Annotated in this window: 11 protein-coding genes; 8 read left to right on the forward strand and 3 right to left on the reverse strand. The window is 72.7% G+C overall.

Annotation, left to right across the window (positions count from 1 at the left end):
- Nucleotides 1-87: 87 nt before the first annotated feature.
- Entirely contained in the window at nucleotides 88-1,842 is a 1,755-nt protein-coding gene (locus ACFWEP_RS21355; RefSeq protein ID WP_387371887.1) for a hypothetical protein, read from the forward strand.
- A 48-nt stretch (nucleotides 1,843-1,890) separates the two neighbouring features.
- Here the strand turns inward: ACFWEP_RS21355 and ACFWEP_RS21360 are convergent, their stop codons facing one another.
- Complete coding sequence (locus ACFWEP_RS21360) at nucleotides 1,891-3,087, reverse strand: Ku protein (protein WP_387371896.1); 1,197 nt, start codon at nucleotides 3,085-3,087, stop codon at nucleotides 1,891-1,893.
- 128 nt (nucleotides 3,088-3,215) lie between these two features.
- On the opposite strand from ACFWEP_RS21360, the gene ligD reads away from it, so the two are divergent.
- The 6 genes from ligD (at nucleotide 3,216) to ACFWEP_RS21390 (ending at nucleotide 10,777) form a co-directional block, all read left to right on the forward strand.
- A complete protein-coding gene (gene ligD, locus ACFWEP_RS21365; RefSeq protein WP_387371888.1) occupies nucleotides 3,216-4,133 on the forward strand; it encodes a non-homologous end-joining DNA ligase in 918 nt (305 codons plus the stop codon).
- Between the two features lie 263 nt (nucleotides 4,134-4,396).
- Nucleotides 4,397-6,526, forward strand: coding sequence for a PBS lyase (locus ACFWEP_RS21370; protein WP_387371897.1), 2,130 nt, complete (start codon nucleotides 4,397-4,399; stop codon nucleotides 6,524-6,526).
- 129 nt (nucleotides 6,527-6,655) lie between these two features.
- A complete protein-coding gene (locus ACFWEP_RS21375) occupies nucleotides 6,656-6,988 on the forward strand; it encodes a zinc-ribbon domain-containing protein (RefSeq protein ID WP_387371889.1) in 333 nt (110 codons plus the stop codon).
- 275 nt (nucleotides 6,989-7,263) lie between these two features.
- Nucleotides 7,264-7,758 carry an SH3 domain-containing protein gene (locus tag ACFWEP_RS21380; protein WP_387371890.1) on the forward strand — a complete coding sequence of 165 codons (495 nt, stop codon included), beginning with the start codon at nucleotides 7,264-7,266 and terminating at the stop codon, nucleotides 7,756-7,758.
- Between the two features lie 170 nt (nucleotides 7,759-7,928).
- Nucleotides 7,929-9,308 carry an FtsW/RodA/SpoVE family cell cycle protein gene (locus ACFWEP_RS21385; protein WP_387371891.1) on the forward strand — a complete coding sequence of 460 codons (1,380 nt, stop codon included), beginning with the start codon at nucleotides 7,929-7,931 and terminating at the stop codon, nucleotides 9,306-9,308.
- The gene (locus ACFWEP_RS21390; protein WP_387371892.1) at nucleotides 9,305-10,777 is read left to right on the forward strand and encodes a penicillin-binding transpeptidase domain-containing protein; all 1,473 of its coding nucleotides are present in this window, start codon (nucleotides 9,305-9,307) and stop codon (nucleotides 10,775-10,777) included. The genes ACFWEP_RS21385 and ACFWEP_RS21390 overlap by 4 nt, the downstream gene beginning before the upstream one ends.
- 392 nt (nucleotides 10,778-11,169) lie before the next feature.
- Here ACFWEP_RS21390 and ACFWEP_RS21395 read toward each other — a convergent pair whose 3' ends face one another.
- Nucleotides 11,170-12,132, reverse strand: a complete 963-nt coding sequence (locus ACFWEP_RS21395; RefSeq protein WP_387371893.1) for a hypothetical protein — start codon at nucleotides 12,130-12,132, stop codon at nucleotides 11,170-11,172.
- Nucleotides 12,133-12,184: 52 nt separating this feature from the next.
- Nucleotides 12,185-13,111, reverse strand: a complete 927-nt coding sequence (locus tag ACFWEP_RS21400; protein ID WP_387371894.1) for an ADP-ribosylglycohydrolase family protein — start codon at nucleotides 13,109-13,111, stop codon at nucleotides 12,185-12,187.
- Nucleotides 13,112-13,332: 221 nt separating this feature from the next.
- On the opposite strand from ACFWEP_RS21400, the gene ACFWEP_RS21405 reads away from it, so the two are divergent.
- The coding region (locus tag ACFWEP_RS21405; protein ID WP_387371895.1) for a diiron oxygenase at nucleotides 13,333-14,180 on the forward strand (848 nt) is incomplete at its 3' end.

Below are 14,180 nucleotides of genomic sequence, written 5' to 3' on the forward strand. Positions count from 1 at the left end.
CGCACGAACCGTCCGGTTCGTGCGTGGACGGGGGAGAAGAGGGAAAGAAAGAGGATGACCGGAAGGGCTCGACGGTGGGGGGACCGTATGGAGTCGGACGAGAGACGCGCGCACCCGTACGAAGGCGCCCCGGCGCCGGGCTCCGGCCCGGGCGGGCCGGGTGGCGTCGGCGGCCCCGCGGACGCGCCGCCACCTCCGCCGGGGCCACCGACGGTGCCTCCGCCGCCCCTCTCTCCTCCCCCACCGCCGCCCCCGCTGCCGCCGTTCGGTGGGCCGCCCGCACCCGTCGGCCCGCCGCCGCCGGGTGCCGGGCTGCGCGCAGCCGCGGCGGGGCTGCTCAACCTCAGTGGCCTCGGACTCGGCCATCTCCTGGTCCGCCGCTGGTTCCGCGCCGCCCTCTGCCTCGCGGCAACGGGGCTGCTGCTGCTCGCGGTTCTGCCCGCCGAGCCCGACGGGGTGTCCGGCGGGCTGCTCGTCGCGTACCTCGTGGTGCTCGTCCTGGCCGCGCTCGACGCGGCCAGGATCGCGCGGCGCACCGCGGTCGCCGGCTCCTGGCGGCCGGTGGTGGCCGCCGTGCTCGGACTGGTGCTGCTGGCCGTGCCGGTGGGCGGTGTGGCGCTCTACGGCTCCGCGCGCGACGAGGCGGTCCAGCAGGTGCTGCTCGACCGACTGGAGGCCGCCGACCGGGCGGTCGCCGCGGCGTCCGGGCAGCCCTTCACCACGGCGAAGGCGGGCTACGGCAAGGCATTCGCCGCCTACCGCGACCTGGGTGAGAAGCACGCGGACTCCCGCGCGGGCAGACAGGTTCCGGACCGGCTGAAGTCCTACTACGAGGCGGTCGCCGCCCCGTACGCCAAGAAGGACTACTGCATGGCCCTGGAACCGCTGCGCTACCTGCGCACCCTCCCGAAGGGCACCGGTGCCGAGCTGCTGGGCGACCTTGCGAAGTGGCCCGACGAGCCGCTCTCCGAGTCCCTCTACGCGTGCGGGATCTCGGAGCTCGGCACCTACGACGCGGACATCACGTCCGCGTCCGGCGGCGCCGAACTGGGCGAGCTGCAGCGGACGTTCCCGGAGTCGGCCGCCGCGGGAAAGGTGGCTGCCGCCGTGGACGCGCGGATCGCCGAGGAGACCGGCAAGCTGGCCGGCGGGGAGCCGTGCACGGTGACGGAGACCCTGCGCAGCATGAGCGGGACCGTCGGCGCCCTGACCGGGGACGACCTCGAAGCCTCGGCCGCCCGTGCGGACCGGGGCGTGCAGAACGGGGTGTACGCGTGCGGGGTGGACCAGTTCCGGGAGAAGGAGTTCAGCGACGCGCGCACCACGCTGACCGGGTTCGCCGACACGTACAAGGACGACGAACGGCGCGGGCAGGCGCGGAACATCGCGATAGCCGCCGAGATCGCGGAGGACCGGCCCGAAGCCGGGAGCAAGCTGCCTCCGGCGAAGCGTCCGGGCGGTGCCACTATGGAGCTGGTCATCAGCAACGACGCCCCCAACGGGGTGGAGGTGCTCTACACCGGACCGGTCACCGGCACCGTCACGCTGAAGGCGTGCGGAAGCTGCGGGCGGTACGACAGCACGACCGCCGGGAACCAGAACGCCTGCAAGGCGAGCGGGAAGAGCTACCCGAAGGCCCGGCTGCGGCTGCCCGCCGGTGACTACCACTTCCTGTACAAGCACGAGACCGGTTCGAGCGTGGACAACTACTCGGACGGTTCGACGATCGAACCCGGGTACACCTACACCTCCTGCACCTACGTCGTCGAGCAGGACGACCCCTACGGACTGGACCTGCCCTCGCTGGACCTGCCCTCGATCGACCCGGACGACATCGCCTGACCATCCCCGCCGCGCCCCGCCGTACCTGCCCGGGGCGACAGGCGGCGGTCAGGCGGACGAGCGTGAACTCCGCCGGCCCGAAGCGCTCCCGTGCGCCGACGCCTTCTTCGCGGTGGCCTTCTTCGCGGTGGCCTTCTTCGCCGTGGCCTTCTTCGCCGTGGCCTTCTCGGCGGCGGTCTTCTTGGTGGCGGTCTTCGTCGCAGGTTTCTTCGCGGTCGTCTTCTTCGCGGTCGTCTTGTGCGCCGCCGGCTTCCGCTCGTCCGTCGACGCCGCCCCGCCGGTGGACTTCCGGCCGGTGGACTTCTTCGCCCCGGTCTCCTTGGGCCTCGGCTTCCCGGAGTCCCGGCCGGCCGAACGGGACACCGTCTTGCCGGTCGGCGTGCGGCGCGCGGACCGCCCGATGGGGTGGACGTCGGCCACCTCGCCGTCTCCCCCGGCCTCCTCGCGGCTGCCCGCGCCCTCCGCGCCCCCCTGGGACTCCTTCGCCGCGCGGACGCTCTTCTCCAGGGCAGCGACGAGGTCGATGACCTTGCCCCCGGTGTCCGTCTCCTCAGCGGGTTCCAGCGGCTCGCCCGCCGCCTTCGCCGCGACCAGCTCCTCCACCGCCTCGCGGTAGTCGTCGTGGAGCGTGTCGAGGTCCACTCCGCCGAGGGTGTCCATCAGCGCGTCGGCCAGGTCGAGTTCGGCGGCGCGCACCTTGGTTCCGGAGTCCGGCACGACGTCCTCGGGCGATCTGAGTTCGTCCGGCCAGAGGAGCCCGTGCATCACGATGACGTCCTCGGTCACCCGCAGCATCCCGAGCCGCTCGCGCCCCCGCAGCGCGAACTTGGCGACCGCCACCTTCTCGCTGCGCTTCAGCGCCTCGCGCAGCAGGGTGTACGGCTTCCCGGCGGGGATCCCGTTCGCGGAGAGGTAGTAGGCGGTCTCCATCTGGAGCGGGTCGATCCGGGAGGAGGGGACGAAGCCGAGGATCTCGATCGTCTTGTTCGTGGGGAGCGGGAGCGAGGCGAGGTCCTCGTCGGTGATCGGGATGAGGGTCCCGTCCGCGTCCTCGTACGCCTTGCCGGTCTCGGCGGAGGTCACCTCCTCCTCGTCGACCTCGCAGACCTTGCGGTAGCGGATGCGCCCCCCGTCGGTGAGGTGGACCTGACGGAAGGAGACGGAGTGGTTTTCGGTGGCGTTCATCAGTTTGACCGGGATGCTGACCAGCCCGAACGAGATCGCGCCGTTCCAGATGGACCTCATGGAACTCACTCTCCGGCTCCTTCCGGGACCACGCCGAGGTGCCGTGCGAGCCGCTGAAGCCACACCGCAAGACGGCCGCTTTTACGGCCGTCTCACACACTTCGTCCGATTCGTGTGATTCTTATCGTATGACGCCGATCACACAGGTGGAGGGGCGGCGCCTGGCGCTCAGCAATCTGGACAAGGTGGTGTACCCGGCCACCGGTACGACCAAGGGCGAGGTGCTGCACTACTACGCCGCCTCGGTCGCGGGCGCCCTGCTCGCCCATCTGTACGACCGTCCGGTCTCCTTCCTGAGGTATCCGGACGGCGCGGAGGGCCAGCACTTCTTCTCCAAGAACCCGCCGCCCGGTACGCCCACCTGGGTGCGTACGGCGCGCGTCCCGCACCGGGGGGAGCGGGACGCGGCCCAGGTCATGGTCCAGGACCTGGCCTCGCTGATGTGGGCGGCCAACCTCATGGTCGAGTTCCACACTCCGCAGTGGCGGGCGGACGCCCCCGCGGTCGCCGACCGCATGGTCTTCGACCTGGACCCGGGCGCCCCGGCGAGCGTGGTCGAGTGCTGCGTGGTCGCCGGATGGCTGCGCGAGCGGCTGGCGTCGGACGGCCTGCTCGCGTACGGGAAGACCTCGGGCGCCAAGGGCCTGCACCTGCTCGTCCCGCTGGAGCCGACCCCCTCCGACAAGGTGACTGCGTACGCGAAGAAGCTCGCGGTCGAGGCGGAGGCGGCACTGCCGGATCTGGTCGTCCACCGGATGAAGCGGGACCTGCGCCCGGGCAAGGTGTTCGTCGATTTCAGCCAGAACGCCGCAGCGAAGACGACCGCCACCCCCTACACGCTCCGCGCCCGCCCCGCGCCCACCGTCTCCGCCCCCGTCACCTGGGAGGAGATCGAGGAGTGCGGCACCCCCGACGACATGGTCTTCCTGGCGGACGACATGGCCGCACGGCTGGAGCGGTACGGCGATCTGCTCGGGCCGCTCATCAACCCGAACCGGGCCCGTCCGCTGCCCACCGCCCGCCGGGGGCGCCGCCCCGGCTCATGAACGGTGCGACCGCGCCCGCCCGGTCGCACCGCGCGCTCACCGCCACCGTCCGACCGCCCCCACGGGCCGTCCGGGGGACCACCCGCACCACAGGCCTCCCACAGCCTGGGGGCACGGCGGCGGGAAAGCCCCGTCCCCCGGGCGGACCACCCCGGAACTGGGGCAGACTCGGCTGCGGGACGGGCGTGGGAGTTCGGGAACCAACTCCGGTCGCGTGCCCGTCGCAGCGGTTGAGCAGGGCGAGCGGGGAGGGGATGGCCGGAGTGTTCGCGGGGATCGACGAGGTGGACTGGGCCTCGATGGAGCATGCCTACGGGCCGGCCGACGACGTACCCGCGCTGCTGGCGGGTCTGGCCTCGGCGGACCCGGCGCAACGGGAGCGCGCGCTGGACGGGATGTACGGCGCCGTCCACCACCAGGGCGACGTCTACGCCTGCACGCTCGCGTGCATCCCTTTCCTCTTCGAGCTGGTCGCCGACCCTTCGGTGGCGGAGCGCGGCAGCATCGTCGAACTGCTGACCAGCATCGGCGGCATCGAACTGGACGAGGACGACGAGGAGGAACTCGACGAGGACGAGATCGAGGGTGCCGCCAACTACGCCATGGCCGCCGCGGCCGTCTGCGCCGGTGCCGAGGTCTTCGTCGCACTGCTCGCGGACGCCGACCGCGGTGTGCGGCTCGCGGCTCCGCTGGCACTCGCCACCCTGCACGCCGATCCGCCGCGCGTCCTCGCACTGCTGCGCAAGCGGCTGCCCGCGGAGCCGGACGAGGAGGTGCGGCTCGCCCTCGTGGAGGCGGCGGGCCGCCTCGCGCTGCGCCACGACACGGTGGCCGAGGCGGCGGCGCACTGGCTGAGCCGGCTCGCGATGCAGGAGTACGCGCCGGGTCTCAGGCTCGCGGCGCTGGCGCAGTTGGCACGGTGCGCGCCCGGCGCACTGCCCGTCGACATCGTGCCCAGGGTCGCGGATCTGCTGCGGGCGCTGCGCGCCGCGTACCCGCCGTCCGACCCGGCCACCCGGGCAGCCGCGAGGGCCGATGCGGAGGCTGCCGCGGAGGCCGCCCCTCGGGAGGGCGCCCACGCGCCGACGCTCATCGGCCAGTTGCGGGCCCTGCAGGCGGCGGAGGAGGCCGGGCGGAGCGCTCCGTGGGCAGCCGATCTGCTGCGCACCCTGCACGGGGCCCTCGGCGACCGGGTGGAGGACCGGGTGGCGCTCCTCGCCGACCAGTTGTGCAGCCCGGACGAGGCCCAGCGGCTGGACGCCGTCCGGATGAGCGGCGGCCTGATCCGCGCGTGGCGGGGGTCGTACGACGAGGTGGTGCGGCTGCTGGGGGAACTCCTGGGCGAGCCCGATCTCCGGCTCCGCGACGCCGCCGGGGGACTGCTGTCGGAGGTCCAGCGACTGGCCGCACCGGCCGCGGACGCGCTGGCCGCACGGGTGGCGGTCACCCGCGAGTCCTGGGTCCGGGAGTGGCAGTACGGGCAGCGCAGCCTCGACCCGGCGCTGCGGGCGCTGGCCAACATCGGCGACCCCCGGGCACTGCCGGCGCTGGGCTCGGTGCTGGAGAGGCCCGGTGTGCCGTGGGATCTCGGGCATGCCGTCGCCGGCCTCGGTCCGGCCGCCCTCCCACTGGCCGGGGCGTTGCGCCGCAAGCTGGCGGGGGTGAGCCCGGCGGACTCTTCCGAGGACGGCGGAGCGGCGCCGCTTCTGGCGGCCCTCGCCTCGCTGCGGGCGGACGAGGCGACGCCCGAAATCCTGCGCGTCCTGCGGGAGCCCTTCGCGTCGCACCTGCGGTCGTCGGCACTGGGGGCACTCGGCTCGTTCGGACCCGGAGCCCGGGGCGCGGTCGAGGAGATGGAGGCGCTGATGCGCCGGTCACCGGCGCGCGAGGCGGTCGACGCCGCGGACGCGCTCTACTCGGTATCCGGCGATGTCACCACCGTCCTGCCGGTGCTGATCGACGCCCTCACGGAGGAGGAGGGCCTGGCCGTGCGCGCGGCGTCGCGGGTACTGGGGCGGCTCGGCGCCCGGGCCGCGGTGACCGTGCCCCGGCTGCGGGCGCTGCTGGACCACGACGAAATCTGGGTACGGGTGGACGCGGCGCTCGCACTGTGCGAAATTTCGGGACTGTCCGCGCGGACGTGGCAGGTGCTGCTGGACGGATGGACGCGGCAGCCGTACGTCCGCGTCCGGGTGGCGGACGCTCTGACGCGGACGGGGGCGGCTGCGGCAGGGTCCGGAGCAGCCCGCGCCCTGCGTGCCGAGTTGTCCTCCGTGCGCCGCCACAACGCCCGGGACGGCGCATTCGGGTTCGGCACCTCCGACATCGCGGCGGACGAACGCCTGCTGACGCTGTGCCGGCAGGCGCTGCTCGGCGGAGGCGGCCGGGGCTGAGCCGGGCGCGCCCGGTTTTGGACCGGGCGGACACCGGGGTGCCGGAACGACCGGTACGCCGCATCGCGGGGAGACGGGGCCGTCGGGCCGCGGCGGAACCGTACGAAAGGCAACGAGGAGAGAGACGACATGATCATTTTCGGTACGCGGGGCTACCTCTACCAGCTGGCCGTCCTGACGATGGTGTGCGGCTGGTGCGGGAACCCCGCCGCGCACACCCTCCGCAAGCGGGTCACCAAGTTCACCCTGTTCTTCGTCCCGCTCTTCCCGATCTCCGTCAAGTACGCGACGCAGTGCACCTTCTGCGGCGGAGAGCAGAAGATAGCCAAGGAGCAGGCGGAAGCACTGCTGGCCCAGCACGCGGCGGGCCCCGACGGCGCCAACCCGTTCGGCCAGGCCGGCCAGCCCGCCCAGGCCCCGCAGCACGGCAACGCCCCGGGCCAGAACCCGTACAACAACTGAGGCGCACACGCCACCGGGGCGCCCGCGCCCTCCGGCGCGACGCCCCGGCACAGCCCCCGCACCGCCCTTGGGGCACACCGGATCGCGGGTCGGCCGGGCCGGGTGACCGGCGGGAGCGGGCGGGTGACGGATACACCCGGACGGCCCATCGGGCGTCCCCCGTCCGCGTACATCACCCAGAGCGACTCTATGCGTGCGCAGCGTGGCGAACCTAGCGTGGCGGAGCGGCCCCCCGGTCGCGGCCCCGCACCTCGCCCACGCCTTCTGGAGGCAGCATGTCCTCTCCGTCCCTCCGCCGCATCGGTCTCGGTGTCGCCGCCGGCGTGCTCGCCGCACTGACGGCCGCCGCACCCGCCTTCGCCGCCGGTCCTCTTCCGCAGCCGGTGGACCACCCGCACCACCACGTCATCTCCGCCGCCGACCCGGCGCCCGGCCACGACCACGACCACGGGTGGCCCGCCACCCACGGCAGGCCGTCCGCCGAGCCCCAGGTGAAGCCCGCCCAGCCGCAGGCGGAGCCCGCCGCGACCAGGGTCACGTACCGGGGGCGGGTCATCGCACGGCCGAGCCTGCTGCTCCGTGACCGCCCGACCCGCAGCAGCCGGGTCGTGGGCGAGCTGCCGTACGGCACGATCGTCGACATCTTCTGCAAGACCCGGGGCGACAGCGTGGACGGCAACGACCGCTGGTACCTGCTGACCAACGGCACCTGGGCCTGGGGCTCGGCGCGCTACATCGAGAACATCGGCGCCGCCCCCGAGTGGTGCTGACGCCTCGACACCACACCTCCGCCGCCCGGGTTCCTCGCCTCACGAGAGCCCGGGCGGCGGCGCGTCTCCGTCCGGGACGCCAGGGGGGCCGTCGCGGGGGAGGAACATCCGCGCGACCGCCGCACTATGACATAAGGGAAATAAGCTCCCTTACTTGCTACGTTCCTGGCATGACCGCACCGACGGTGGACTCTCCCCCGCCCCCGCTCCGGCTGCCCAAACGGCGCGGCGTGGAGCTCTCCCTCCTCGTCGGCGCCGTCCTCATCTCCGTCTACGGTTACGCGGCGGTCGGCCTCGCCCACGACGACGCGGTACCGCCGGACGTCGCCCGCTACGGCGGGGGGCTCGGGCTACTGGCCCTCGTCGCCCATCTCGCGGTCCGCTTCCGCGCCCCGTACGCCGATCCGCTGCTGCTCCCCATCGCGGTCCTGCTCAACGGGCTGGGCCTGGTGCTGATCTACCGGCTCGACCTGGAGACGCCCTCCGACACGGCAGCGCCCACCCAGCTGATCTGGTCGACGCTCGGGGTGGCGTTCTTCATCGTCGTGGTGCTCCTGCTCCGCGACCACCGGGTGCTCCAGCGGTACGCCTATCTGTCGGTCGCGGCCGCGCTGGTGCTCATGATCGTGCCGATCTTCTTCCCGGCGGTGAACGGCGCCCGCATCTGGATCAGGGCCGGCGGGTTCTCGTTCCAGCCGGGCGAGTTCGCGAAGATCCTGCTGGCGGTGTTCTTCGCCGCGTACCTCGCGGCCAACCGCAACGCCCTCGCGTACTCCGGCCGCACGGTCTGGAAGCTCCAGCTGCCCACCGGCCGGGTGCTCGGTCCGATCGTGGCGATCTGGCTGCTGAGCGTCGGTGTCCTCGTCCTCGAACGGGACCTGGGCACCTCGCTCCTCTTCTTCGGCCTCTTCGTGATCCTGCTGTACGTGGCGACCGGGCGCATCGGCTGGATCGCGGTGGGTCTGCTGCTCGCGGCGGTCGGGGCATTCGCCGTGGGTTCGGTCGAACCGCACGTGCACAGCCGGGTGCAGGACTGGCTGGACCCCTTCGCGACCATCGACGCCGGACAGGGGCCGAGCCAGCTGGCGCAGTCGCTCTTCGCGTTCGCCGAGGGCGGGATGCTCGGTACGGGCCTCGGGCTCGGGCACTCCATCCTGATCGGCTTCGCGGCGAAGTCCGACTTCATCCTGGCGACGGCCGGCGAGGAGCTGGGCCTGGCCGGGCTGACCGCCGTCTTCATGCTGTACGCGCTGATGGTGGCACGCGGTTACCGCGCGGGGCTCGCGCTGCGCGATCCGTTCGGGCAACTGCTCGCCGTCGGGCTCTCCTCGATCCTGGCGCTCCAGGTGTTCGTGATCGCCGGTGGGGTGATGGGGCTGATCCCGTTGACGGGCATGGCCATGCCGTTCCTGGCGCAGGGCGGTTCCTCGGTCGTCACCAACTGGATCATCGTGGCGCTGCTGATCCGGCTCAGCGACCAGGCCCGCACCCCTCGCCCCGGCGGGCCGGAGACCGGCGTCATCGCCCCGATCGCGGAGGACGAGCAGTGATCAGGTACATCCGGCGGGCCGCCGCGTTCTGTCTGCTGCTCCTCGTGGCACTGCTGGTGAACGCGGCGCGCGTCCAGGTCTTCGAGGCCGACGAGCTGACCGGCAACTCCGCCAACCGCCGCAACACGATCGCCCGTTACGACCAGCCGCGCGGCAACATCCTGGTACGTACGGGCAGCGGCGACGCGACGGCCACCGTCACCGGCTCCAAGGACACCGGCGAGCAGCTCGCCTGGGAACGCACCTACCTCCACGGCCCGTTGTACGCGCCGGTCACCGGCTACGCCTCACAGACGTACGGCACCACCCTGATCGAGAACGCCGAGGACGGCATCCTTTCCGGGACCGACTCGCTGCTCGCCCCACTGCCGCTCTGGAACGACCTCACGCGCGGCCGGCAGCCGGGCGGGGACGTGGTCACCACCGTCAGGGCCGCGATGCAGCGGGCCGCCTACGAGGGCCTCGCCGGGCGCAAGGGCGCGGTGGCCGCGCTGGAACCCTCGACCGGGAAGATCCTGGCCCTGGTCTCCTCGCCCTCGTACGACCCCGAGCAGCTCTCCGGCACCGGCTCGGCGGTGACCGACGCGTGGGCCCGGCTCAATGCCTCGCCGAGCCGGCCGATGCTCAACCGGGCCATCCGGCAGACCTATCCGCCCGGTTCCGCCTTCAAGATCGTGACGGCGGCGGCGGCACTGGACGCCGGGGTGGTGGACGACCCCGACGAGGAGACCGACACCCCGTCCCCGTACGTCCTGCCGGGCACGTCCACCGTGCTGCCCAACGAGTCGAGCGGTTGCGAGAAGGCGTCGCTGGCGGAGGCGATCCGGGTCTCCTGCAACACCGTGATGGCGCATCTGGGGGTGGAGGTGGGGCTGGACGGGATGGTGGAGGCGGCCGGGGACTTCGGCTTCAACGACGAGGGCCTGAGGATTCCCTCGGGGGTGGCGAAGAGCAACTTCGACACGGAGATGAGCGACGACCAGCTGGCGCAGTCCTCGATCGGGCAGTTCGACACGACGGCCACCCCGCTCCAGATGGCGATGGTCGCCGCAGCCGTGGCGAACGACGGCGAGATCGCCTATCCGCACCTGGTGGACCGTACGACCAAGCACGACGGCGACACCGTGTCGCAGACATCCACCCGCTCCTACCGGCGGGCGATGAGCCCGTCGACCGCCGTCCAGCTGCGGCGGATGATGGTCGACGTCGTGGAGAACGGCACCGGGACCAACGCGGCGATCGACGGCGTCACGGTCGGCGGCAAGACGGGTACCGCGCAGCACGGGGTGGACAACACGGGCGCGCCGTACGCCTGGTTCATCTCGTGGGCGCAGTCGGCCGGTGCCGCGACGCCCGAGGTGGCGGTCGCCGTGGTGGTGGAGGACGCGGCGGCGGACCGCGCGGACATCAGCGGCGGCGGCAGCGCGGCACCGATCGCGAGGGCGGTGATGGAGGCCGCGCTGCCCTGAGGACTTGCCGGGAAGCAACCTGTGGGTTCTGCGGCCTGGGCCCGCGGGTCGACGTGCTGCCGGCCCGCGTGTCGTTCTCCGGCAAGTCCTCGGAAGACCGATGCCGACGGCGGACTGACCATGGCTGTGTGACTCCGACCGGGCGCCGCTGCCCAGGTGGGCCACCCGACAACCGCCCCTCGCGCCGGGCCGTCCACCAGGCGCCGCCGGGTGCGGGCCCGGCCCATGGCCACGTGGCCCCGTCGGTCAGCAGGACGCGGGCCGGCCGGGTCAGCACCGCGGTCAGCCCGCGAACCACCGGGACGGCGGGCGGCGGAGGGCGCGCTGCCCCGGGTGGGGCCGGCGCTCCCCCGACCGGTGGCGCGGTACGCCCTCCGCCACCCCGATGGGGATCAGCCGATCGGCTTCAGCATCTCCTCGCGCACCTTCGCCGTCTCCTCCGCCGCCTTCTCCAGATCGATGTCCTGGCCGTCCCCCAGCGCGTCCTCGATCCGCAGGATCGCGACCATCGCCCCGGTGTTGTCGTCGCCCCACGCGCACATGGGGATGACCCCCCTGTCACCCCCGGTGCCCGTCTGCTGCACCTGGCACGCGATCGTGATGTCGTAGCCGTCGGGGGTGAACTCCTCGGTGGGCACCACGACGGTGTCCCCCGTACCGGTCCCCGCCGCTCCCTTCATGATGGAGTCGCGTGTGAACCCGGGGTCGGCGATACGGCCGTACATCCCGGAGACGATGAGGACGTTGCCGCCCTCGGAGCTGTACTGCGCGACGACGGCCTCGGCGTCACGGATGCTGAGGTCGGGGGTGTCCTCGATGTCCTTGCCCTCGGTGTCGGACCTGTCCTGGGACAGGGTGAACTCGCCGTCCAGCAGGGTCTTCTGGACCACCAGCTTGTTCTCGGCCTCCGGGTAGGCGGCGTCGGTGCCCTTGCCGATGAGCTGCGAGACGCCGAAGGCGACGCCGCCGGCCGCCACCAGGGCGCCGACGACGACGCCGACGATCAGCGCGACCGGCTTCTTCCGCGGGGGCTGCGGCGGGAAGCCCGGCACCATCGGCTGCCCGGGTATCCCGGGCTGGCCCTGGCCGGGCAGCGGCTGAGGGGCGTTCGGGTACCCGTATCCCGGCTGCGGCTGAGGCCCGTTGGGGTACCCGTATCCCGGCTGCGACTGAGGCCCGTTGGGGTACCCGTATCCCGGCTGCGACTGAGACCCGCTGGGGTATCCGTATCCCGGCTGCTGCGGGTACGCGCCCGGCTGCTGGGCCCCACCGGGGTGCGGGTGGCCCTGCGGCGACGACGGGGACGGGGGTACGGGAGGGCCGAAGGGGCCCGGCGGCGGGGGTGGCGTGGTCATGCGTCCACGCTACGCCGCCGTTCTGACAGGTACCCGCCCAGCGAAGCCCGTGTCAGGACTCCGGGAAGCCCGTCAACGGCTCCCGCTTCCGCAGCCATTCACCGGGCACCCGGCCGGTCCCGGTGGCGGCGCCGACCACCCCGCCGGTGATGGCACAGGTGGTGTCCACGTCTCCGAAGCCCTCGGCGGTGGCCCAGAGCGCCGCCTCCAGGTCGTCCCCGTGCCGCGCGGCGGTCCACAGCGCGAAGGGCACCGTGTCGTCCGCCCGGATGTGCTGCCCGTTGCCCAGGACGTCGGCGGCGCGCCAGGGTTCGGTGGTGAACGGCAACTCCGCCGCCCTGCGCAGGCCGTCCTGCACGGTCCCTTCGGGCGTCCGGTCCGCGACGGCGCCGAGCGCGAGTTCGCCCCGGACCGAGAGGGCGGCCGCGACCGCCACGGCGACCGCGCCGGCGATCCCCTCCGGGTGGGCGTGCGTGACCTCGGCCTGGAGGCGCGCCTGCCGGGACACGTGGTCCAGGTCGGTGTGGAAGCGGGCCCCGAGCGGGGCGACCCGCATGGCCGCGCCGTTGCCGAGGCTGCCGCCCTCGAAGAGGCCGGGGGCGAGGGTGCGCCAGTCGGCCGGCTCGGTCAGCAACTGGGGCAGCAGCATGTGCATGCCGTGTCCGTAGCCGCGCCCCCGGTCCGCGTCGAAGGTGAGGGCGAAGACGAGGGCCAGCCGGTCCTGGACGACCTCCCCGTGGCGGGCGAGGACCTGGTCGAGCGCGAGGGCCAGCGCGGTGTCGTCGGTCCAGTGCCACCGGGGCTCGGAGGGGGTCCGGCGTTCCGTGATCTCGCGGAGCGCCTGGCGGCGTTCACGGAAGAGCGGGAACCACCGCTCGCCGAACGCGTCCCCGAGGGACAGTCCTTCGAGACTGCGGCGCGCCGCGTCGGCACCGGGCCCGGAGACGTCCGCCGGGACGTTCCGCAAGGAGTTCGTCATATCGCCATCCTCTCGCGCCCACGCCCGTCCGCGGGTGCGGCTGCCCGCATCACGGAAGCCCCGGTGGTCCTCCGTAACAGAAGTGCACGGCAGGGCAGTTGACGTGACGCACGCCATGGGGTGCCCGGACGACGAGTGGGACCCGGGGGATTGACTGCCTTGCTGACAAGCAGTCCAATAAGAGGTGACCCCAGGTAACCCACGTGCGAGGTACCCCAGTCATGACGACAGTGAGCGAACACGACGTCCAGGTCCTCCGCGACGCGCTCGGCCCGCTCCGGGACCGCGAGCAGATCGCCGAGCGCCTGCTCGAATCCTCGGCCAAGCACTCCTTCGACCCGGAGACCGAGATCGACTGGGACTCCGCGATCGAGGACGGCAAGTGGTTCTGGCCGCCCGAGCTGGTCTCCCTCTACGACACCCCGCTCTGGCGGAAGATGTCCGAGGAGCAGCGGATGGACCTCGCCCGGCACGAGGCGGCATCACTCGCCTCGCTGGGCATCTGGTTCGAGATCATCCTGATGCAGCTGCTGGTCCGGCACATCTACGACAAGCCGGTGACCAGCAACCACGTGCGGTACGCGCTCACCGAGATAGCCGACGAGTGCCGCCACTCGATGATGTTCGGCAAGATGATCCAGTGGGGCCAGGCCCCCACGTACCCGGTTCCGCGCGGCTACCACAACGTCGCCCGGGTCCTGAAGAGCGTGTCCACCACGCCGGGTTCGTTCGCCGCGACGCTGCTCGGCGAGGAGATCCTCGACTGGATGCAGCGGCTGACCTTCCCGGACGAGCGCGTCCAGACCCTGGTGCGCGGGGTGACCCGCATCCACGTCGTCGAGGAGGCCCGGCACGTCCGCTACGCCCGCGAGGAGCTCCGCCGCCAGATGGTGACGGCTCCGCGCTGGGAGCGGGAACTGACCCGGCTGACCTCGGGCGAGGCGGCCCGGGTGTTCTCGGTCTGCTTCATCAACCCGCAGGTCTACGAGAACGTGGGCCTCGACCGCCGCGAGGCTCTCGCCCAGGTCAAGGCGAGCGGGCACCGCAAGGAGGTCATGCAGTCGGGTGC

Source organism: Streptomyces sp. NPDC060198 (assembly GCF_042728415.1).
Lineage (GTDB): Bacteria > Actinomycetota > Actinomycetes > Streptomycetales > Streptomycetaceae > Streptomyces.

Bases quoted from the DNA above. Each gene is read 5' to 3' on its own strand.
- ACFWEP_RS21355 (WP_387371887.1), top strand. From the start codon at position 88: ATGGAGTCGGACGAGAGACGCGCGCACCCGTACGAAGGCGCCCCGGCG.
- ACFWEP_RS21360 (WP_387371896.1), bottom strand. From the start codon at position 3,087: ATGAGGTCCATCTGGAACGGCGCGATCTCGTTCGGGCTGGTCAGCATC.
- ligD (WP_387371888.1), top strand. From the start codon at position 3,216: ATGACGCCGATCACACAGGTGGAGGGGCGGCGCCTGGCGCTCAGCAAT.
- ACFWEP_RS21375 (WP_387371889.1), top strand. From the start codon at position 6,656: ATGATCATTTTCGGTACGCGGGGCTACCTCTACCAGCTGGCCGTCCTG.
- ACFWEP_RS21380 (WP_387371890.1), top strand. From the start codon at position 7,264: ATGTCCTCTCCGTCCCTCCGCCGCATCGGTCTCGGTGTCGCCGCCGGC.
- ACFWEP_RS21385 (WP_387371891.1), top strand. From the start codon at position 7,929: ATGACCGCACCGACGGTGGACTCTCCCCCGCCCCCGCTCCGGCTGCCC.
- ACFWEP_RS21395 (WP_387371893.1), bottom strand. From the start codon at position 12,132: ATGACCACGCCACCCCCGCCGCCGGGCCCCTTCGGCCCTCCCGTACCC.
- ACFWEP_RS21400 (WP_387371894.1), bottom strand. From the start codon at position 13,111: ATGACGAACTCCTTGCGGAACGTCCCGGCGGACGTCTCCGGGCCCGGT.